Origin of the sequence: Bradyrhizobium sp. 6(2017), assembly GCF_011058295.2 — a bacterium.
GTDB lineage: Bacteria > Pseudomonadota > Alphaproteobacteria > Rhizobiales > Xanthobacteraceae > Bradyrhizobium > Bradyrhizobium septentrionale.
Map to the genome: position 1 here is coordinate 7,310,657 of NZ_CP049289.2, position 17,329 is coordinate 7,327,985.

19 protein-coding genes, 1 pseudogene and 1 riboswitch are annotated in these 17,329 nt (G+C 64.6%); of the genes and pseudogenes, 14 read left to right on the forward strand and 6 right to left on the reverse strand.

Annotated features, from left to right (window positions below; all coding sequences use genetic code 11):
* Positions 1–69: 69 nt before the first annotated feature.
* Together G6P99_RS34800 and G6P99_RS34805 are read right to left on the reverse strand one after the other, a co-directional pair.
* Positions 70–588: a PRC-barrel domain-containing protein gene (locus G6P99_RS34800; RefSeq protein ID WP_029078973.1), complete on the reverse strand. Its 519-nt coding sequence runs from the start codon at positions 586–588 to the stop codon at positions 70–72.
* A gap of 356 nt (positions 589–944) precedes the next feature.
* Complete coding sequence (locus G6P99_RS34805) at positions 945–1,346, reverse strand: PRC-barrel domain-containing protein (protein ID WP_029078974.1); 402 nt, start codon at positions 1,344–1,346, stop codon at positions 945–947.
* Positions 1,347–1,630: 284 nt separating this feature from the next.
* On the opposite strand from G6P99_RS34805, the gene G6P99_RS34810 reads away from it, so the two are divergent.
* Together G6P99_RS34810 and G6P99_RS34815 are read left to right on the forward strand one after the other, a co-directional pair.
* Positions 1,631–2,368: a response regulator gene (locus G6P99_RS34810; RefSeq protein WP_029078975.1), complete on the forward strand. Its 738-nt coding sequence runs from the start codon at positions 1,631–1,633 to the stop codon at positions 2,366–2,368.
* Positions 2,369–2,370: 2 nt separating this feature from the next.
* On the forward strand, positions 2,371–3,729 hold the full coding sequence (locus G6P99_RS34815) for an ATP-binding protein (RefSeq protein WP_029078976.1): 1,359 nt from the start codon (positions 2,371–2,373) through the stop codon (positions 3,727–3,729).
* 28 nt (positions 3,730–3,757) lie between these two features.
* Here the strand turns inward: G6P99_RS34815 and G6P99_RS34820 are convergent, their stop codons facing one another.
* A complete protein-coding gene (locus tag G6P99_RS34820) occupies positions 3,758–3,952 on the reverse strand; it encodes a hypothetical protein (protein WP_029078977.1) in 195 nt (64 codons plus the stop codon).
* Between the two features lie 375 nt (positions 3,953–4,327).
* Here G6P99_RS34820 and G6P99_RS34825 point away from each other — a divergent pair, with 375 nt between their 5' ends.
* The 7 genes from G6P99_RS34825 (at position 4,328) to G6P99_RS34855 (ending at position 10,856) form a co-directional block, all read left to right on the forward strand.
* The gene (locus G6P99_RS34825) at positions 4,328–4,864 is read left to right on the forward strand and encodes a lytic transglycosylase domain-containing protein (protein WP_029078978.1); all 537 of its coding nucleotides are present in this window, start codon (positions 4,328–4,330) and stop codon (positions 4,862–4,864) included.
* 200 nt (positions 4,865–5,064) lie between these two features.
* Positions 5,065–5,208: riboswitch (TPP riboswitch) on the forward strand.
* Positions 5,196–6,221: an FAD-dependent oxidoreductase gene (locus G6P99_RS34830; RefSeq protein WP_029078979.1), complete on the forward strand. Its 1,026-nt coding sequence runs from the start codon at positions 5,196–5,198 to the stop codon at positions 6,219–6,221. It overlaps the preceding riboswitch by 13 nt.
* A 7-nt stretch (positions 6,222–6,228) precedes the next feature.
* A complete protein-coding gene (thiS, locus tag G6P99_RS34835) occupies positions 6,229–6,426 on the forward strand; it encodes a sulfur carrier protein ThiS (protein ID WP_029078980.1) in 198 nt (65 codons plus the stop codon).
* A gap of 183 nt (positions 6,427–6,609) precedes the next feature.
* Positions 6,610–7,392, forward strand: coding sequence for a thiazole synthase (locus tag G6P99_RS34840; protein WP_029078981.1), 783 nt, complete (start codon positions 6,610–6,612; stop codon positions 7,390–7,392).
* Complete coding sequence (locus tag G6P99_RS34845; protein WP_029078982.1) at positions 7,379–7,987, forward strand: thiamine phosphate synthase; 609 nt, start codon at positions 7,379–7,381, stop codon at positions 7,985–7,987. Before G6P99_RS34840 ends, G6P99_RS34845 begins: the two co-directional genes overlap by 14 nt.
* Before the next feature lie 181 nt (positions 7,988–8,168).
* On the forward strand, positions 8,169–10,067 hold the full coding sequence (thiC, locus tag G6P99_RS34850) for a phosphomethylpyrimidine synthase ThiC (protein ID WP_029078983.1): 1,899 nt from the start codon (positions 8,169–8,171) through the stop codon (positions 10,065–10,067).
* Positions 10,068–10,460: 393 nt separating this feature from the next.
* On the forward strand, positions 10,461–10,856 hold the full coding sequence (locus G6P99_RS34855) for a hypothetical protein (RefSeq protein WP_029078984.1): 396 nt from the start codon (positions 10,461–10,463) through the stop codon (positions 10,854–10,856).
* Between the two features lie 267 nt (positions 10,857–11,123).
* Here G6P99_RS34855 and G6P99_RS34860 read toward each other — a convergent pair whose 3' ends face one another.
* The gene (locus G6P99_RS34860) at positions 11,124–12,797 is read right to left on the reverse strand and encodes a flavin-containing monooxygenase (RefSeq protein WP_029078985.1); all 1,674 of its coding nucleotides are present in this window, start codon (positions 12,795–12,797) and stop codon (positions 11,124–11,126) included.
* A 155-nt stretch (positions 12,798–12,952) separates the two neighbouring features.
* Here G6P99_RS34860 and G6P99_RS34865 point away from each other — a divergent pair, with 155 nt between their 5' ends.
* Together G6P99_RS34865 and G6P99_RS34870 are read left to right on the forward strand one after the other, a co-directional pair.
* Positions 12,953–13,351, forward strand: a complete 399-nt coding sequence (locus G6P99_RS34865) for a hypothetical protein (RefSeq protein ID WP_029078986.1) — start codon at positions 12,953–12,955, stop codon at positions 13,349–13,351.
* Positions 13,352–13,594: 243 nt separating this feature from the next.
* Positions 13,595–14,110 (forward strand): mismatch-specific DNA-glycosylase, encoded by a 516-nt coding sequence (locus G6P99_RS34870; RefSeq protein ID WP_029078987.1) that lies wholly within the window; start codon positions 13,595–13,597, stop codon positions 14,108–14,110.
* Positions 14,111–14,239: 129 nt separating this feature from the next.
* On the opposite strand, the gene G6P99_RS34875 is transcribed toward G6P99_RS34870, so the two are convergent.
* Positions 14,240–14,674 carry a hypothetical protein gene (locus G6P99_RS34875; protein WP_029078988.1) on the reverse strand — a complete coding sequence of 145 codons (435 nt, stop codon included), beginning with the start codon at positions 14,672–14,674 and terminating at the stop codon, positions 14,240–14,242.
* A gap of 281 nt (positions 14,675–14,955) precedes the next feature.
* On the opposite strand from G6P99_RS34875, the pseudogene G6P99_RS34880 reads away from it, so the two are divergent.
* The 3 genes and pseudogenes from G6P99_RS34880 to G6P99_RS34890 all read left to right on the forward strand — a co-directional run.
* A pseudogene (locus tag G6P99_RS34880) lies at positions 14,956–15,165 on the forward strand (YeeE/YedE family protein); the annotation flags it as partial.
* A 150-nt stretch (positions 15,166–15,315) separates the two neighbouring features.
* Entirely contained in the window at positions 15,316–15,795 is a 480-nt protein-coding gene (locus G6P99_RS34885) for a DUF6691 family protein (RefSeq protein WP_029078989.1), read from the forward strand.
* 5 nt (positions 15,796–15,800) lie between these two features.
* Positions 15,801–16,196: a RidA family protein gene (locus tag G6P99_RS34890; RefSeq protein WP_029078990.1), complete on the forward strand. Its 396-nt coding sequence runs from the start codon at positions 15,801–15,803 to the stop codon at positions 16,194–16,196.
* A gap of 360 nt (positions 16,197–16,556) precedes the next feature.
* Here G6P99_RS34890 and G6P99_RS34895 read toward each other — a convergent pair whose 3' ends face one another.
* Complete coding sequence (locus G6P99_RS34895; RefSeq protein WP_029078991.1) at positions 16,557–17,318, reverse strand: SOS response-associated peptidase; 762 nt, start codon at positions 17,316–17,318, stop codon at positions 16,557–16,559.
* Positions 17,319–17,329: the final 11 nt, after the last annotated feature.

The following is a 17,329-nucleotide window of genomic DNA, read 5'->3' on the forward strand; positions in this document are numbered from 1 at the left end:
CGTGCAAAGCACAACAAAACGCGCCCGGCAGCACCGGGCGCGTTTGGCTTTCATAGCATGCGATGCGCGTTACTCGGTCGCGTATTTGAACTCCGGCATCGCCTTCAGCTCATCCTTGGTCGCATTGAACACTGCGTGGTCCGGATACCAGGGATTCGGCTTCGATGCCGTCGCAGCCGGTGCCGCGCCCGTGGTGGTCGTCGACTTGGTCGTGCTGCCGGTGTTCGACGCGCCGGTATAGGCGACCGGCTCGCTTGCGAACTTCACCTTGTCGAGCGGCACGGCGACCAGATGCTCGCCGACGCCAAGGAAGCCGCCGACGCCGATCACGACCACCTTGATGGCGCCGTCCTTGTCCATCAGGAGATCATTGATCGACCCGACGCTCTCGTTCTTGTCGTTGTACACGCTGAGGCCGACGACCTTCGAGGCGCGCCAGTTGCCCTGATACGAGGCCGGTGACGTGGTCGATGTCGTCGATGCCGCCGGGGACATTTTGTCGCCCTTGTCGGTCGGCGTCTGCGCAAAGGCTGCGGTTGCAAGCAGCGCGGTGCCGGCAACGCCGGCAATGATGGATTTCATCAACATATGGCTCTCCTCATTTCGCAAAATCGTTGCAGGGAGAACCTGTCATCTCGGCAACCGTTCCTACCGGGCCTGCGATCAAAAGCCGCCCCACTACTCGGGAACGTCACTTGGGAACGCGCAGGGAAGCGATGCAGCAAACCGGAGCGTGGGGACGTCAAGCGCAGCGAACGCTGCGGTGCTTGACGAGAGCGATCTTGATCTCTCAAGTAGGTTGCGGTTGAGCCTCACGACTGCGCCGGACGCGCAGTCCCTGATGTGACGATGTTTGGCTCACTAAGTCGTCCCGGCGAACCGCGCTGCACCTTCGTCGCAACGGGCTGGCGCTCGCCGCAATGTTTGCGCGAAGTGCCGCGCGCTCAGAAGCCGCCCCAGTATGGCGGCACGCCGTAGAAGCGATGCAGCTCGACTTCCTGCGAGCGGTCGCCCCAGTCGAAATCCTTGTCGGCGCGGAACGACGGTGCGCGCTTCAGCTCGTCATCCTCGATGTCGAGCTCGTAGGCTTCGAACTTCAGGTTGTAGTGCAACCGGCCCCAAGGCAGCGGAAGCAAATTGGTTCCAATGCCGAGGAAACCGCCGAAGCTCAGCACCGCGTACGACACCTTGCCGGAGATCTTGTCGATCATCAGCCGCTCGATGTGGCCGACCATGTCCCCGTTGGCCCGGCGCACCGCGGTACCTTCGACCCGATCGCTTGCAATGAGCTGATGCGGTCTGATGCTGGTGTCGGTCGTCGTCTCGGTACTGACCTCGACAGCCATCTCACCCTCCTCGCCTGAAAGTAGAAACAACGCGTCGCCGGGGTTCGGGTTCCGGCCCCGGATATGACAGCCAGGCTTCCTTTTCGGGCTGCCGTGATCACGGACCCCGGGGCTCCGGCCGGCAACAGATCGGCCCGAATTTCAACGCATTGGCTTGATGACAGAGCGATAACTTTTCTCGGCCCCGGCGACCTGTAAACTCCGTCAGCCGGGCAAGATTTCAGAAATATACTGAAACAAAATTCCTGAGCCGCTTCCCCCGAATCACGGACAAAAGAGTCGGTATGACCCAGGCTGCGCCCAATATCCTAGTCGTCGAGGACGACCGCGAGACGCGGTCCCTCATCGCAAAATATCTCCGGACCAATTCCTGCCATGTCACGACCGCCTCCGACGGCCGCGAAATGGCCAAGGCCATGACCGACCACCGGGTCGATCTCCTGGTGCTCGACGTCATGCTGCCCGGCGAGGACGGCCTCAGCCTGTGCCGCAAGGTGCGCGCGGAGTCGCAGACACCGATCATCATGCTGACCGCGCGCGGCGAGGACGTCGACCGCATCCTCGGCCTCGAGATGGGTGCCGACGACTATTTGGCCAAGCCGTTCAACCCGCGCGAGCTGCTGGCGCGCATCAACGCGGTGCTGCGCCGGCAGGCCGCCGCGCGCAACGCCAGCGCGATCGAGGGCGCGACCACGCTGAGCTTCCTGGGCTGGCGCATCGACATCCGCCTGCGCGAGCTGCGCAACCCGGAGGGTGCGCGCGTCGCCATGACCAGCGCCGAATTCGACCTGCTGCGCACCTTCTGCGAGCGGCCCGGTCGCGTGCTGTCGCGCGACAGCCTCCTCGACCTGACGCAGGGCCGCAGCGCCGGCTCGTTCGAGCGTTCGATCGACGTGCTGGTGAGCCGCATTCGCCGCAAGATCGAGCCCGATCCGCAGGAAGCCACCATGATCAAGACTGTGCGCTCCGGCGGCTATGTGTTCACTCCGAGGGTGGAGGCGGTTGCCGCCACGAGCAACTGACGATGAAGCTGCTGCGCGTGCTGAGTCTGCGGGGGATCGGCGCCCAGATGGCGGCGCTGGTTGTCGTCTCGATCGTCGCGCTGCATCTGATCATTACCACCACCTTCCTGATCCATCGCCCTGACAGGGCGGAGCCTTCGGATCGCGGCCACGCCCAGCTCGCCGCTGCGGCACAATTGCTGGGGCATGCCCCGGCATCGGAGCGGCCGCGGCTCCTGGCTGATGTCATCAGAGCCTTCCCGCAACTCGCAATCGGCGACCTGCCGGCCGATACCGGCGCGCTCACCGAGACCGACACGCCGAACCTGCACGCGCTGCGACGGCTCGGCGCCGGCTATCACGTCTTCTCGCTGCCGCGCGAGGCGGGCAGCACGCCGCATGACGGCGACATCCGCCGCGTCGCGATCCGCCTGCCCGATGGCGCCATGTTCGCCGCCAACTTGATGCCGGATCAGCATATGCGGCCGTTCTGGGGTGGGCCGTGGATGATGACGGTGCTGTTCGCCGTCATCAGCGTCACCCTGCTCGGCCTGTGGGCGGCATGGGCGCTGACGGCGCCGCTGTCGTCCTTCGTCAAGGCCGCCGAGACCTTCAGCCTGAACGGCGCCGCCGCGCCGCTGCCCGAGCGCGGCCCGGAGGAGATCCGTTCGCTGGCCAAGGCGCTCAACCGGATGCGCGAGCGCATCACCGCCTTGATCGACGACCGCACCAAGATGCTGGCCGCGATCAGCCACGATCTGCGCACGCCGATCACGCGGATGCGGCTGCGCGCCGAGTTCATCGAGGACGAGACCCATCGCCACCGCATGCTGCGCGACCTCGACCAGATGCGCTCGATGCTGGAATCGGTGCTGTCGTTCCTCCGCAACGACCGCAAGCTCGAGGAGATGACGCTGGTCGACATCGCGAGCACGCTGCACCTCGTCACCGACCAGTTCGCCGACATGGGGCACAAGGTGAGCTACGAGGGGCCGCAGCACGCCATGGCGACCGCGCGGCCCGCCGACCTGCATCGCTGCATCACCAATCTGGTGGAAAATGCCGCACGCTTCGGCGGCGAAGTCGCCGTCCGGCTCGACGTCAAGGCTAACAGTCTCGTCGTCGACATCGAGGACGACGGCCCCGGCATTTCGGACGCGCACAAGGCGACCGTGCTGGAGCCGTTCGTGCGCGGCGACCAGGCGCGCAACATGGACGAGGCCGAGGGCTTCGGCCTCGGCCTGTCGATCGCCAACGCCATCGTGCTCGCGCATGGCGGCACGCTGTCGCTGCACGATCGCAAGCCGCACGGGCTCGTGGTCCGGATCGAATTGCCGGCGCGTCAGCAGCAGTTGCAGCCGCCGCAGAAATCTGCGGCCTGATCAGGCTGATCTGAGCGACAACAAAGATTCAGGCGGCGAGTGGCGTGAGCTGCGCTACGTCATAGATCGCGATCGCCTCGAAGCGGTAATTGCAGGCGCGGCAATTCCACAGATAAGACGTGCGCCCCTCACTGTGCTCCACCCAATCGGGGCGGGCGATCGGCTTGCCGCATTGCGCGCAGGGATTTTCGCGAGGCATATAGCCTGTGTCCTGACGGACCATGGCGCATCTCCCGAATGATGTTTTCTTGCGTGCTTTGGAAGGGACAGACGCGCTGACTGAGTGCGCGCTGCCATGGATGAAGTGTAAACCTTCACCGAATCGTTTGCACGAAAAACCTTTGTGGATAGCGTGCGGCAAAAAGCGGCCAAGAAAATTGGAGCGGAAAAACTGAAGCAGACAATTCTTGGCTGAGACAATTGAAGCAAACAATTTGAAGCATCTGTTTCCGCAAACGCGTTGTCCACTTCACCGCCATCCGGACAATCACGGATGCAGAACCTTCGCTGATGCGAAGGTTTTGCCACATTCCTGCCCGCTCGCCGTACCAATCAGACCGCAGAACCGACGCGCATCTGAAAGCCCCGAGCGACCGAGATGAAGACCGTACAAGCCCTTAGCTGCCTTCTTGGCTGCCTTGCCGCGATTGCGGTGCTGGCCTCCGGCACCAGCGCGCATGCACAATCGCGCGCGCAATATGAGGCGATGGTGGCAGCCGAGGCGCAGGCGAACCTGGTGCCGGAAGAGCTGGTGCATCGCGTCATTGTGCGCGAGAGCAAGTACCATCCGCAGCTGATCGGGCGCGGCGGCACCATCGGGCTGATGCAGATCAAGCTCGGCACCGCGCGCGGCCTCGGCTACACCGGTACCGCCGAAGGTCTGCGCGACCCCGGAACCAACCTCAAATACGGCGTCAAATACCTCGCCGGCGCCTTTCGCGCCGCCAATGGCGATCACGACCGAGCCGTGCGTTATTTCGCGGGCGGCTATTACTATGTCGCAAAGCGCCAGCGCGGGGATCACCTCAAGCAGGCGAAGCATGGCGGCGCGGGTGCAGCACCGAAAGAGCTCGCCAAACAGGACCAGATGACGCCGAATAACGCCGAGGCGACGGCGGAACAAGCCGAAAAATAAGTGCTTTCGTGTCCCGGACGCGGTGCGACGCGCAGCCTTGCTCCGCGGAGCCGGGACCAATGTTCGAGGATGGTGGGCCCCGGCTCAGCAGCGCACCGCTGTCGCGCTGCGCTGCGTCCGGGGCACGAGAGTTTTGCGCACGTCGCGGCGTGCCGTCCCTGGCATACAAGTTGACACACCCGCCCATCCGCCTACATTAGGGGCGTTCCGAGGGGTGCTCCGAAGGAGGAGCTGAGATACCGCAAGCTTGGACTTCGCCATCACGGCGATCAGTTCGGGACCGCGGTGACCCTTTGAACCTGATCCGGGTCATGCCGGCGAAGGGACAGGGATGTATCAGACGTCAAGACCGCGGGGGGATTCCCCCGTCTCCATCATCGGCGCAGGCATAGCCGGCGCCTGGCATGCGCTATTGCTCGCAGAGGCCGGACGGGCCGTCACCCTGCATGAGCGCAGTGACGCCGCGATGACGGAATCCACAAGCCACTTCGCCGGCGGAATGCTGGCGCCCTGGTGCGAGGCGGAGGCGTCGGAGCCCGTGATCTCGCGGCTCGGCATCCGCGCGCTCGATCTGTGGCGGCAGCATTTCCCCAAAACCCCGTTCAACGGCTCGCTGGTGGTGGCGCATCCGCGCGACCGCGCCGATTTCGAGCGCTTTGCCCGGCTCACCACCAATCACCGCCGGCTCGACGCTCAAGAGGTGAGTGCGCTCGAGCCGTCGCTCGAGGGCCGTTTCCGCGATGGCCTGTTCTATCCCGACGAGGGCCATGTCGAGCCGCGCCGCGTATTGCCGCAACTGCATGCCGCGATCGCCAAAGCCGGCGGCACCATCAAGTTCGGCAGCGACGCCGAGGCCCAAGATCTCGCCAAAGATCTCGACGGCCTCGTGATCGACTGCCGCGGCCTTGCCGCGCGCGACCGCGAGCCGAGCCTGCGCGGCGTCAAGGGCGAGATGATCATCATTGAGACCGCGGAGGTCGAGCTGTCCCGCCCGGTGCGGCTGATCCATCCGCGCTGGCCGCTCTACGTGATCCCGCGCGGCGACGGCCGCTTCATGCTGGGCGCGACCTCGATCGAGGCCGAGGACAACGGCGTCAGCGTGCGCTCGGCACTGGAGCTGCTCGGCGCCGCCTATGTGGTGCATCCTGCGTTCGCCGAGGCGCGCATCGTCGAGTTCGGCGCCGGCCTGCGCCCGGCATTTCCCGACAATCTGCCGAAGATCAGGATCGAGCAGGACCGCATCACGGTGAACGGACTCTACCGTCACGGCTTCCTGCTGGCGCCGGCGCTGGCCGAGCTGACGCTGAGCTATCTGGCACGCGGCGAAATCGACAATGAGGTGATGCAATGCGCGTGATCGTCCAATGCGTATGATTGTAAATGGCGAGCAGCGGGAGATCGCGGCTTCCAGCGTCGATGCGCTGCTGGCCGAGCTCGACTACGAGGGCACCCATTTCGCGATCGCGCTGAATTACGACGTGGTGCCGAAGAGCCGCTGGGCGGAGACCGTGCTCAAGGCCGGCGACGAGATCGAGATCATCACGCCGCGGCAGGGAGGGTGATGGTGATGCAAGCACGAACTCTCTCCACGTCGTCCCGGCCGAGTGCGCGCTTGCGCACGGAGCCGGGACCCATACGCCGCGGCCCTTCCTTGGGCACGCTTGGAGACGCTCGTCGCAACAATGCCCGGTCGTGGTTATGGGTCCCGGCCTTCGCCGGGACGACGGCATAGTGTGAGGAGACACATGGTCACCTTCTACGGCAAATCCTTCCCCTCCCGCCTGTTGATCGGCACGGCGCTCTATCCGTCGCCCGCGATCATGCAGGGCGCGATCCGCGCCTCGGGTGCCAGCATCGTCACCGTATCGCTCCGTCGGGAAGCCGCCGGCGGCAAGACCGGCGATGCGTTCTGGTCCTTGATCCGCGAGCTCGGCGTCACCGTGCTGCCGAACACCGCGGGCTGCCGCAGCGTCAAGGAGGCGGTGACCACCGCAAAGCTGGCGCGCGAATTGTTCGGCACGCCGTGGATCAAGCTCGAGGTGATCGCCGACAACGACACGCTGCAGCCCGACGTGGTCGGCCTGGTCGAAGCCGCCGCCATCCTGATCAAGGATGGATTCGAGGTGTTCCCCTATTGCACCGAGGATTTCTCGGTCGCCTCACGCCTGGTCGATGCCGGCTGCAAGGTCGTGATGCCGTGGGCCGCGCCGATCGGCAGTGCCAAGGGCATCACCAACCGCGACGCGCTGAAGCTTTTGCGCGACCGCCTGCCCGACATCACGCTGGTGGTCGACGCCGGGCTCGGCGCGCCGTCGCATGCCGCCGAAGCGCTCGAGCTCGGCTACGACGCCGTGCTGCTCAACACCGCGATCGCCAAGGCCGCCGATCCCGTTGCGATGGCCAACGCCTTCCGCCTCGGCGTCGAAGCCGGCCGCACCGCCTATGAAGCCGGGCTGATGGAAGCCCGCGACTTCGCCTCCCCCTCCACCCCTGTCGTTGGGACCCCGTTCTGGCATGCCGTATCCTGATCCGTTCTATCCCGTCGTCGACAGCATCAAATGGGTCGAGCGCCTGACAAAGCTTGGCGTCGGCACCATCCAGCTGCGCGCGAAGGAGCTCGACGATGCCGGGGCGCTGCAGATCGTCAGCGACGCGCTGGCGATCACGAAGGGCACGCTGACGAAGCTCGTCGTCAACGATTACTGGCGCGCGGCGATCGTCGCCGGCGCCGAGCATCTGCATCTCGGCCAGGAAGACCTCGCCGACGCGGATCTCAGTGAAATACGCAAAGCGAAACTGACGCTCGGCGTCTCCACCCACGACGATGCGGAGCTCGCGACCGCGCTCGCGGCAAAGCCCGACTACGTCGCGCTCGGCCCGATCTTCTTCACGACGCTCAAGTCAATGCGGTTCGAACCGCAGGGCATTGCGAAGATCACCGAGTGGAAGAAGCGGATCGGCGCGATCCCGCTGGTCGCGATCGGCGGCATCAAGTTCGAGCACGCCGCCGAGATTTTTGCCGCCGGCGCCGACTCGATCGCCGTCGTCTCAGACGTCACCCAGAACGCCGACCCCGATGCGCGGGTGCGGCAGTGGCTCGGCCTCAGCGCGGAGGCCGCGTGATGCAAACTCTCGTTCCACACACCCTGCTGTCGTCGGCCGGCTTGACCGGGCGATCCAGTACGCCGCGGCGTCTCCGTATCCCACCGCGGCCTCTGGAATACTGGATCCCCGCTTTCGCGGGGATGACAGCGGTACTCAACTCGCGCGCAGCGATGCCAACGAACTAAAAGGAGGATCCCTCATGAACATCCGCTCCAACCCCGACACCACACGGCCCGCCGTCACCACGGGCTCGCTGCCCTCCTCGCGCAAGATTTTTGCGACGCCGGAGGCCGCACCCGATCTCCGCGTTCCCTTGCGCGAGATCATCCTGTCGGAAGGCGCCGGCGAGCCGAACCTGCCAGTCTATGACACGTCGGGTCCCTACACCGATCCGGCCGTCACCATCGACGTCAACACCGGCCTGCCGCGCAATCGCCTCGCCTGGGTCAAGGAGCGCGGCGGCGTCGAGGAATATGAGGGGCGCACCATCAAGCCGGAGGACAACGGCAATGTCGGCGCCTCGCATGCCGCCAAGGCGTTCACCGCGCACCACACGCCGCTGCGCGGGCTCGACGGCCACAAGATCACGCAGCTCGAGTTTGCCCGCGCCGGCATCATCACCAAGGAGATGATCTACGTCGCCGAGCGCGAGAATCTCGGCCGCAAGCAGCAGCTCGAGCGCGCGGAAGCCGCCCTCGCCGACGGCGAAAGCTTCGGCGCCGCGGTGCCGGCCTTCATCACGCCGGAATTCGTCCGCTCGGAGATCGCGCGCGGCCGCGCCATCATCCCCTCCAACATCAATCATGCCGAGCTCGAGCCGATGATCATCGGCCGCAACTTCTTGACCAAGATCAACGCCAATATCGGCAACTCGGCGGTGACCTCGTCGGTCGAGGAAGAGGTCGACAAGATGGTGTGGGCGATCCGCTGGGGCGCTGACACCGTGATGGACCTCTCCACGGGGCGCAACATCCACACCACCCGCGAATGGATTCTGCGCAACTCGCCCGTGCCGATCGGCACCGTGCCGATCTACCAAGCGTTGGAGAAGTGCGACGGCGATCCGGTCAAGCTGACCTGGGAGCTCTACAAGGACACCCTGATCGAGCAGTGCGAGCAGGGCGTCGACTATTTCACGATCCACGCCGGCGTGCGGCTGCCCTACATCCACCTCACCGCCAACCGCGTCACCGGTATCGTCTCGCGCGGCGGCTCGATCATGGCGAAATGGTGCCTCGCGCATCACAAGGAGAGCTTCCTCTACACCCATTTCGACGAGATCTGCGACCTCATGCGCAAGTATGACGTCTCGTTCTCGCTCGGCGACGGCCTGCGCCCCGGCTCGATCGCCGACGCCAACGATCGCGCGCAGTTCGCGGAGCTCGAGACGCTCGGCGAATTGACGAAAATCGCGTGGGACAAGGGCTGCCAGGTCATGATCGAGGGCCCCGGCCACGTGCCGATGCACAAGATCAAGATCAACATGGACAAGCAGCTCAAGGAATGCGGCGAGGCGCCGTTCTACACCCTCGGGCCGCTGACCACCGACATCGCGCCGGGCTATGACCACATCACCTCGGGCATCGGTGCGGCGATGATCGGCTGGTTCGGCTGCGCGATGCTCTGCTACGTCACGCCGAAGGAGCATCTCGGCCTGCCCGACCGCAACGACGTCAAGGTCGGCGTCATCACCTACAAGATCGCCGCCCACGCGTCTGACCTGGCCAAGGGTCACCCCGCAGCCCAACTGCGCGACGACGCGCTGTCACGCGCCCGCTTCGACTTCCGCTGGCAGGACCAGTTCAACCTCGGCCTCGACCCCGAGACCGCGAAGAACTTCCACGACGAGACCCTGCCGAAGGAAGCCCACAAGGTCGCGCATTTCTGCTCGATGTGCGGCCCAAAGTTCTGCTCGATGAAGATCACCCAGGACGTCCGCGACTACGCCGCGACACTGAACGACCCGACGGGCGTTGGGGCGTCGATGTCAGGCGTCATCGAGGACGGCATGGCGACGATGAGCGCCAAGTTCAAGGAGATGGGCGAGAGCTTGTATCTCGATGCGGACAAGGTGAAGGAGAGCAATCGGGTGTTGTGAGGGCTCGCCCTCTCCGCTCGTCATGCCTGGGACAAAAGCGCGAAGCGAGTCTTCGCGCCCGATGACCAGGCATCCCATCCAGAACGAAGAGGCCGGGCGAGAGCCCGGCCTCTTCGCTTCAACGGCGCTCACTCATAAATCCATCGCGTGTGTGCGGATTGTACAGGGGCAGTCACGACAGCAACCGGCCCAAGGCCGCCACGTGGTCCGCAGAACCATTGACTTGGATCAACGAAAAATCCGCTGTCTCATCGCATGCCAGATGCTCAAAAGCGATGAAGTGCCGCGTCGATGATGCTATCATGCTCCCCTCAAATAAACGATTTGGCGACAATTCCACGTCCGGTTCGCAGAGGGTCCAGTAGCCTAATGACCATTTAATTGGAGATTTTCATGAGAACCTTCAATGCGGTACTATTCGTGCTTCTCGTTGCGCAATCGGCCTCGACACAGGCTGCCGATTTGAACGGAGCCTGGACGATCGACGCCTCGGCCTGCGATAAGGTATTCACCAAGGAGAACAACAAGCTCGCGTTCAAGAAAGATGCCGATCTCCACGCGGGCGGCTTAATCGTCCAGGGAAAGCAAATCACCGGCACGTTTCAAAAATGTACTGTCAAATCGTTGCACGATGACGGGCAGAATGTTCGAGTGATTGCGTCGTGCTCGGACGGCGTCGCGATTTCAGACGTAGCAATCGACGTAAAACTCTCTGGCGAGAATAAGATCACACTCAGCGCCAAGGAGCCGGTGCCAATGGAGACGCCGTATGTTCGCTGCTCGATGTGATATCGGTGGCGACGGCCTGAGAGCGACGTGGATGATCGACTATCGAAGGTCCTAAATGCGGACAGTGTAGATAGCTGTCTACTGCACCGGATTGCTTCGCTTCGCGCCCCTGGTTCGACCGCGCGGCGAGGTAGAACGACGATCAGAGCGGTTCGGTGGTCCGCGACGGCACCTTTGCGAGCCATCGTAATGATCGCGATAACGACCGCGAGAAGATGGTGGGTTACGCTTCCGCCTTCGCTCGTCGAGCTACGGCGCTAACCCACCCTACGAGGCCGACGCGCCAACAGCCGCCGCCTGCGCGCCAGCCCGCGCCCCCGCACCAAACTCAATCTCCTGATACCCCTTCGCCGCAACCTCGTTGATGATCCCCAAGAACTTCGGCGTGCCGCCGTTGTAGACGAAGTAGCGCACGGTGCCCTCTTCGTGGCCGGCGACGTTGGAGTTGTAGCCGGTGAACCACGACTTGGCTTTGCGCATCAGCATGATCTCGTACATTTTTGCCACATGCGCGGTCCAGCGCTCCTGCGCTTCGAGCGTGGCGTCGGCGCGGGTCAGGCCGCGGTCCCACATGTATTGCAGCAGGTTAGTGCACCAGTTCACCCCATTCTCGATGCCGCGTGGAAAATTGGTCGAGGCCGACGCGCTTTGCGGCCCCGTGGGCATCAGCAGGTTCGGGAAGCCGTGCACGAGCATGCCGAGGAAGGTCGACGGCGCCTGCTTCCATTTGTCGGCGAGACGTTCGCCGCCGATGCCGGTGATGTCGATCAGGTCGTAGGCGCCGGTGATGGCGTCGAAGCCGGTGGCGTAGACGATGACGTCGAACTCGTAGTCGCGCGCCGTGGTGCGCAGGCCGGTCTCTGTGACGCGCACCAGCGGCGTCTCGCCGAGATCGACGAGATGCACATTGTCGCGGTTATAGGCTTCGAAATATTGGGTCTCCAGCGGCAGGCGCTGCACGCCAAAGCCGTGATCCCGCGGGATCAGCTTTTCGGCGACATCAGGATCATTCACGCGGCCGCGGATGCGGTCCGCGATATAGGCTGATAGTTCGGCATTGGCCGCCTCGTCCATAAAAATCTCGCGAAAGTTCGCGAGCCAGATGCCGAAGCCGGGCTCGTCGTAGAGCTTGTCCCACAGTGCCAGCCGCTCCTCGCGGCTCACCTCGTAGAAGCCGCGCTTGTCGGGCCCGTGCACGAAGCTGCCCGGCGTCAGCGCGCAGGCGGCGAAGATCTCGTCGTAGCGCGCGCGGATGTCGGCCATCTCGTCCACGGAGATCGCCGAGTTGTTGAGCGGCGCGCTCCAGTTCGGCCGGCGCTGGAACACGGTGAGTTGGCCTACCTTGTCGGCGATCTCGCCGATCACCTGAATGCCGGTGGCGCCGGTGCCGATCACAGCGACCTTCTTGCCCGCGAGATCGACCGGCTCGTGCGGCCAGTAATAAGTATGGAACGAGCGGCCCTTGAAATCGTCGATCCCAGGCACACGCGGCATGGTCGGCGCCGAGAGCAGGCCGATCCCCAGCACCACGAAGCGGCAGGTCAGCCGGCGGCCATCGCTGATCCTGAGCTGCCAGAGATCGCGCGTCTCGTCGAACTGCATCGCCTCGACCTTGCAATTGAACTGCATGTACTTGCGCAGGTCGAACTTGTCGGCGACGTAGTTGAGGTAGCGCAGATTCTCTGATTGCCCGGAGAAGCGCTCCTTCCAGTGCCACTCGTCGAGCAGCTCGCGCGAGAACGAGAAGCCGTAGGTGTAGCTTTCCGAGTCGAAACGACAGCCCGGATAGCGGTTCCAGTACCAGGTGCCGCCGAGATCGGGCGCGCCTTCGAGCACGCTGGCGTCGATGCCGAGATCGGCGAGCCGCTTGATCTGGTAGATGCCGGCGACGCCGGCGCCGACGACAATCACCTCGTAATGGGTTTTCGCCTCTCCCGTCATGTCCTGCTCCAAAATTCTTCTTGATCTGTTGGGATGGATTACAGACCCTTTTGCCAGCGCAGGCAACCGGGCGCGGGCGGGCACAACTTGCGTTGAGGCGCTGGGCGCTCCACATCATGCGGACGATTGATCACTCACACTTCACCGAGACGGACATGACCGACAATCTCACCGGCGTCTGGGACGGCAGCTATGTTCAGCCGGGCTCCGGTATGGTCACGTTCCTGGCGACGCTGATCGACGCCGGCGGCGCGCTCGGCGGCAGCGTAACCGAGCCTTGCTTGACGCCGGGCTGCCCGCTCGCCACCCACAATGCCTCGCTTGCAGGTCATCGCTCCGGCAGCGCGGTGACGTTCGTCAAACGCTACGAGCCACCCGGTTACGGCTACGGCACCGTCCACTACGAAGGCGCGGTCAATGCCGACGCGACCGAGATCGACGGCCGCTGGAGCATCCGCGGCACGAGGTTCTCGGGAACGTTCCTGATGGTGCGCGCGACGGGGCCTGCGCAAGCGGTCACGACCGAGGAAGAGGTCAAGGAGCCGGTTCGTTAAACAACGATGGCGTTAGGTTGAACCGGTCAGGCCGCAGACACGCTCCACCTCTCCCGCTTGCGGGGGAGGTCGTATCGCATCGAAGATGCGATACGGGTGGGGGCTCTCTCCACGATGTGACTCGCGGAGAGAGCCCTCCAGCCCCCCGCAAGCGGGAGAGGGAGCGCACCGCCTGTGCGACTACCACTCAACCTAATTCCATCATACGCTAGCGCGTGGATACGCCGTCCAGTCTCTTGTCAGATGCCCGCTAATAACCTTCACCGCCTCCCCGACCAACTCCGCGCCAATCTGCGCCTGGTGTTCGTCGGCACCGCGGCCAGCACGCGCTCGGCCGCCGTCGGGCATTACTACGCGCATCCCGGCAACCGGTTCTGGCGCGCGTTGCATGAGGTCGGCATCACGCCGCGGCGCTATCGGCCGGATGAGTTCGCCGCCCTGCTCGAACTCGACATCGGCTTCACCGATCTCTCCAAGAGCGGCGCCGGGATGGATCATCAGATCGCGCGGGGGGCGTTCGATGTCGCAGGCTTCAGGGCGAAGATCGAGACGTATCGGCCGAGGACCATCGCCTTCACCAGCAAGAAGGCCGCGAGCCTGTTTTATCACCGGCCGACCAGTTCGCTCGCGTTCGGCCGGCAGCCGCAGATCAGCGGTTTTCCCGATGTGTTCGTGCTGCCGTCGCCGTCGGGTGCGGCGTCCGGGCATTGGACGCTGCAGCCGTGGCGCGAGTTGGCGCAGTGGATCGCAGGGCCGTAGGTGGGTTAGCCGACCACGTCCGCCGTAGCTCAACGAGCGAAGGCGGAAGGCGTAACCCACCATGTGCTCGTGAAGGTCGGCGGGTTACGCTTCGCTAACCCGCCCTACTGACCTACGAGTCGAACCGCGCTATTCCTTCAACGTGATCGCAAGCCCGCTGAGGTCGACATTGGCCATCAGGCCGATCTGCTTGCCGCTCAATTCGAGCACCGCGCCGTTCTGGTTGGTCAAGAGGATGCCGCGCACGCCGGCGCCGACGGCAACGCCCATGCCGGCCGCGGCATAGACGCCGGCGATGTCCTGGGCGCGGCGGATGTTGCGCACCCGCCCCTGCAACGTGGTCTGGGAGCCGCCGAACACGAGGCCATAGTCCAGCCCGCCGGCGGTGAGCCCGTAGGTCTGGCCGTGGAAGGTCAGGACGCCCTTGCCGGCGGAGCCGCCGAAGATCCAGCCGCCCTTGAAGATCACGAGCGTCACGGCGCCCTCGTCGGCCAAGGCGGCGGACGAGCCGGTTAGCAGCGCCAGCGCGAATAGCGCGGCGCGGATGGCGGATGACAATCTCATGGGGGTTCTCCGGACGAAGTGAGATGTAGGTCGAATCGCGGCAATCCAGCCGGCTGATGGCATCGTTGAAATGCCGGCAAACACGCGGGATTACGCTTGTTCCTGATCTGGCGGAGTCTATCATCGCCTCCACAGTCGCGCGACCGTTGACGCATCCGCGCCCGCCACTTTGCCGGATCGTTGAGGTGTTCGCGCAACAGGGATCAGCATTGATGCACGATTTCACCCCTTTTTCCGGCCTCGCCGGCGGCGCGCTGATCGGGCTTGCCGCGGCGCTGCTGATGCTGCTGACCGGGCGAATCGCAGGGGTCACCGGCATCGTCGGCGGCCTGCTGCAGGCCGATACCGCCGACCGCTCCTGGCGCGTCGCGTTCATCGCGGGGCTGATCGCGGCGCCCCTGATCGCGGCGCTGTTCGGCGCGCCGCTGCCGCGGCCGGCGATGAATGCGAACCTTGTGGTGATCACGATCGCGGGATTGCTGGTCGGGTTCGGCACAAGGATGGGCAATGGCTGCACCTCGGGCCACGGCGTCTGCGGTTTTGCGCGGCTGGTCCGGCCGCTCGATTGCGGCCACCATCATCTTCATGCTGGCGGCGATCGCGACGGTCGCGATCGCAAGACACGGATTGGGAGGCTAGCGATGCCGGTTCTCGCCAGTTTTGTTTGTGGCCTGATCTTCGGCGCGGGCCTGCTGATCTCGGGCATGACCGACCCGCAGAAGGTGCTCGGCTTCCTCGATCTGTTCGGCGCCTGGGATGCGACGCTCGCTTTCGTGATGGCCGGCGCGGTTGCGGTCGCAGCGACGGGCTTTGCGATCGCGCGGCGGCGCACCGCGCCCGCCTTCTCGCAGCGCTTCGTCTGGCCCGACCGCAACGACATCGATGCGCCGCTGGTTGCCGGCGCCGTGCTGTTCGGCATCGGCTGGGGCCTCGCCGGCATCTGCCCCGGACCGGCGCTGGTCAACCTCGCCGGCCTCTCGTTGCCGATCGTGGTCTTCGTCATCGCGATGCTCGCAGGCATGATCGGTCAGAATCTCTTCGGCAAGAATCTCCGGCGCCGCCATGCGGCGGCGCCGCGCAGCATCGACACCGCTTCCCTTCCCTCTCGCGCAGACGGGTGATCCCAATGACAGAAACGACAGCGATCAAGCACTTTCCTCCTCCGCCCGGCGTCCAGGCGCCGCCGCTCTCGTTCGGCGCCCGCGTCGGCGATTTGCTGTTCATCTCGGGCATTCCCGGCTTCGACGCCAACCGCGAACTGCCCGACGGTTTCGAGGCGCAGTTCGCCAATGTCGTCACCAACTTCAAACGCGTGCTGAACGAGGCCGGCGCCACGATGCGCGATCTCGTCAAGGTCAACGTGCTGCTGACCCGCGCCTCCGACGTCGCCACCATGAACGTCCTCTATGCCGGCGCGTTCGGCCCCGCGCCCTACCCCGCGCGCACCACCTGCGTCGTGGTGGCGCTGCCCAATCCGAAGATGCTGATCGAGATCGAGGGCGTGGCGTCCGTGAAGGGGTGACAACTCTCTCCGTCATTCCCCGGTGCGCAATTGCGCACCTGAGGGCGCGCCGCGGCCCCTCGGCTCGAACACTGGTGTCTCTGGAATACTTGATCACCCGCATGCGCGGGTGATGACACCGAACAAGCTGTTTGGCAGGTTGAATCGAGGACCATCTTCATCGTCGTCCTGGCCTAGTGCGCAATTGCGCACGGGAGCCAGGACCCATTACCCCAGATCTCAATTGTTGCGCGACGCTGGGGCCACAATCCCGTTCACGATCAACTGCGGTGGTTATGGGTCCTGGCTTTCGCCAGGACGACGATGTGGAGAAATCTGTACCTGTATTCGCGCCACGCACCACGCTTTTCCAACCGATCGCTAAAACAACGACCCCTGCCCGTCGTCCTCCCGCACCGACGTCTTGCGCGGCGCCGCTTTCTTCGGCTGCGGCGCGTCCTCCGCGGCGATCTCTTCCGCACTCATCGGCAGCAGCAATTGCGCGTCGTCATTGGCAACACTGTTCACCCGCATCGTCACCTGGTGCCAGGCGAACTCGCCGACATCGGGTCCCCTCAGCATCGGCATCACGTCGTCGACGTCGTTCGGCAGGCAATCGAGCCAGCGCGCGAATTGCTCGGGCCGGATCGTGACGGGCACGCGGTGATGCAGTTGCGCGAGGTCGGGGCTTGCGGGCGCGGTGACGATTGCGACCGTGTCCTGCTCCTCGCCGTTCGGCCCCATCCAGGTTTCGGCGAGCGCGGCGAAAGCGAGCGGGTGACCGTCGCGGCGATGGATGAAGAACGGCCGCTTGCGGCCGCCGGCATCCTGCCATTCGTAATAGCCGTCGGCCGGGATCAGAGCGCGGCGCCGCTTGATCGCGTTCTTGAAGGCCGGCTTCTCCCGCACCGTCTCGGATCGGGCATTGATCAGCAGCGAGAAGGTTCGGGGGTCCTTGACCCAGGACGGGATCAGGCCCCAGCGCATCAACTGAAAATGCCGGCCACCATTCTGCAGCAGCACCACCGGGATCGGCTGGGTCGGCGCAACATTATACCGTGGCGGAAAATTCGGCTGCTCGATATAGCCGAACATCTCGCGCAAGGCCGCCGGCGGCGAGGTTATGACAAAGCGTCCGCACATATTCCGTCCAG

Excerpts from the sequence above, each read along its gene's own strand:
- G6P99_RS34800 (WP_029078973.1), bottom strand. The coding sequence starts at position 588 with ATGTTGATGAAATCCATCATTGCCGGCGTTGCCGGCACCGCGCTGCTT.
- G6P99_RS34805 (WP_029078974.1), bottom strand. The coding sequence starts at position 1,346 with ATGGCTGTCGAGGTCAGTACCGAGACGACGACCGACACCAGCATCAGA.
- G6P99_RS34810 (WP_029078975.1), top strand. The coding sequence starts at position 1,631 with ATGACCCAGGCTGCGCCCAATATCCTAGTCGTCGAGGACGACCGCGAG.
- G6P99_RS34815 (WP_029078976.1), top strand. The coding sequence starts at position 2,371 with ATGAAGCTGCTGCGCGTGCTGAGTCTGCGGGGGATCGGCGCCCAGATG.
- G6P99_RS34820 (WP_029078977.1), bottom strand. The coding sequence starts at position 3,952 with ATGGTCCGTCAGGACACAGGCTATATGCCTCGCGAAAATCCCTGCGCG.
- G6P99_RS34825 (WP_029078978.1), top strand. The coding sequence starts at position 4,328 with ATGAAGACCGTACAAGCCCTTAGCTGCCTTCTTGGCTGCCTTGCCGCG.
- G6P99_RS34830 (WP_029078979.1), top strand. The coding sequence starts at position 5,196 with ATGTATCAGACGTCAAGACCGCGGGGGGATTCCCCCGTCTCCATCATC.
- thiS (WP_029078980.1), top strand. The coding sequence starts at position 6,229 with ATGCGTATGATTGTAAATGGCGAGCAGCGGGAGATCGCGGCTTCCAGC.
- G6P99_RS34840 (WP_029078981.1), top strand. The coding sequence starts at position 6,610 with ATGGTCACCTTCTACGGCAAATCCTTCCCCTCCCGCCTGTTGATCGGC.
- G6P99_RS34845 (WP_029078982.1), top strand. The coding sequence starts at position 7,379 with ATGCCGTATCCTGATCCGTTCTATCCCGTCGTCGACAGCATCAAATGG.
- thiC (WP_029078983.1), top strand. The coding sequence starts at position 8,169 with ATGAACATCCGCTCCAACCCCGACACCACACGGCCCGCCGTCACCACG.
- G6P99_RS34855 (WP_029078984.1), top strand. The coding sequence starts at position 10,461 with ATGAGAACCTTCAATGCGGTACTATTCGTGCTTCTCGTTGCGCAATCG.
- G6P99_RS34860 (WP_029078985.1), bottom strand. The coding sequence starts at position 12,797 with ATGACGGGAGAGGCGAAAACCCATTACGAGGTGATTGTCGTCGGCGCC.
- G6P99_RS34865 (WP_029078986.1), top strand. The coding sequence starts at position 12,953 with ATGACCGACAATCTCACCGGCGTCTGGGACGGCAGCTATGTTCAGCCG.
- G6P99_RS34870 (WP_029078987.1), top strand. The coding sequence starts at position 13,595 with ATGCCCGCTAATAACCTTCACCGCCTCCCCGACCAACTCCGCGCCAAT.
- G6P99_RS34875 (WP_029078988.1), bottom strand. The coding sequence starts at position 14,674 with ATGAGATTGTCATCCGCCATCCGCGCCGCGCTATTCGCGCTGGCGCTG.
- G6P99_RS34885 (WP_029078989.1), top strand. The coding sequence starts at position 15,316 with ATGCCGGTTCTCGCCAGTTTTGTTTGTGGCCTGATCTTCGGCGCGGGC.
- G6P99_RS34890 (WP_029078990.1), top strand. The coding sequence starts at position 15,801 with ATGACAGAAACGACAGCGATCAAGCACTTTCCTCCTCCGCCCGGCGTC.
- G6P99_RS34895 (WP_029078991.1), bottom strand. The coding sequence starts at position 17,318 with ATGTGCGGACGCTTTGTCATAACCTCGCCGCCGGCGGCCTTGCGCGAG.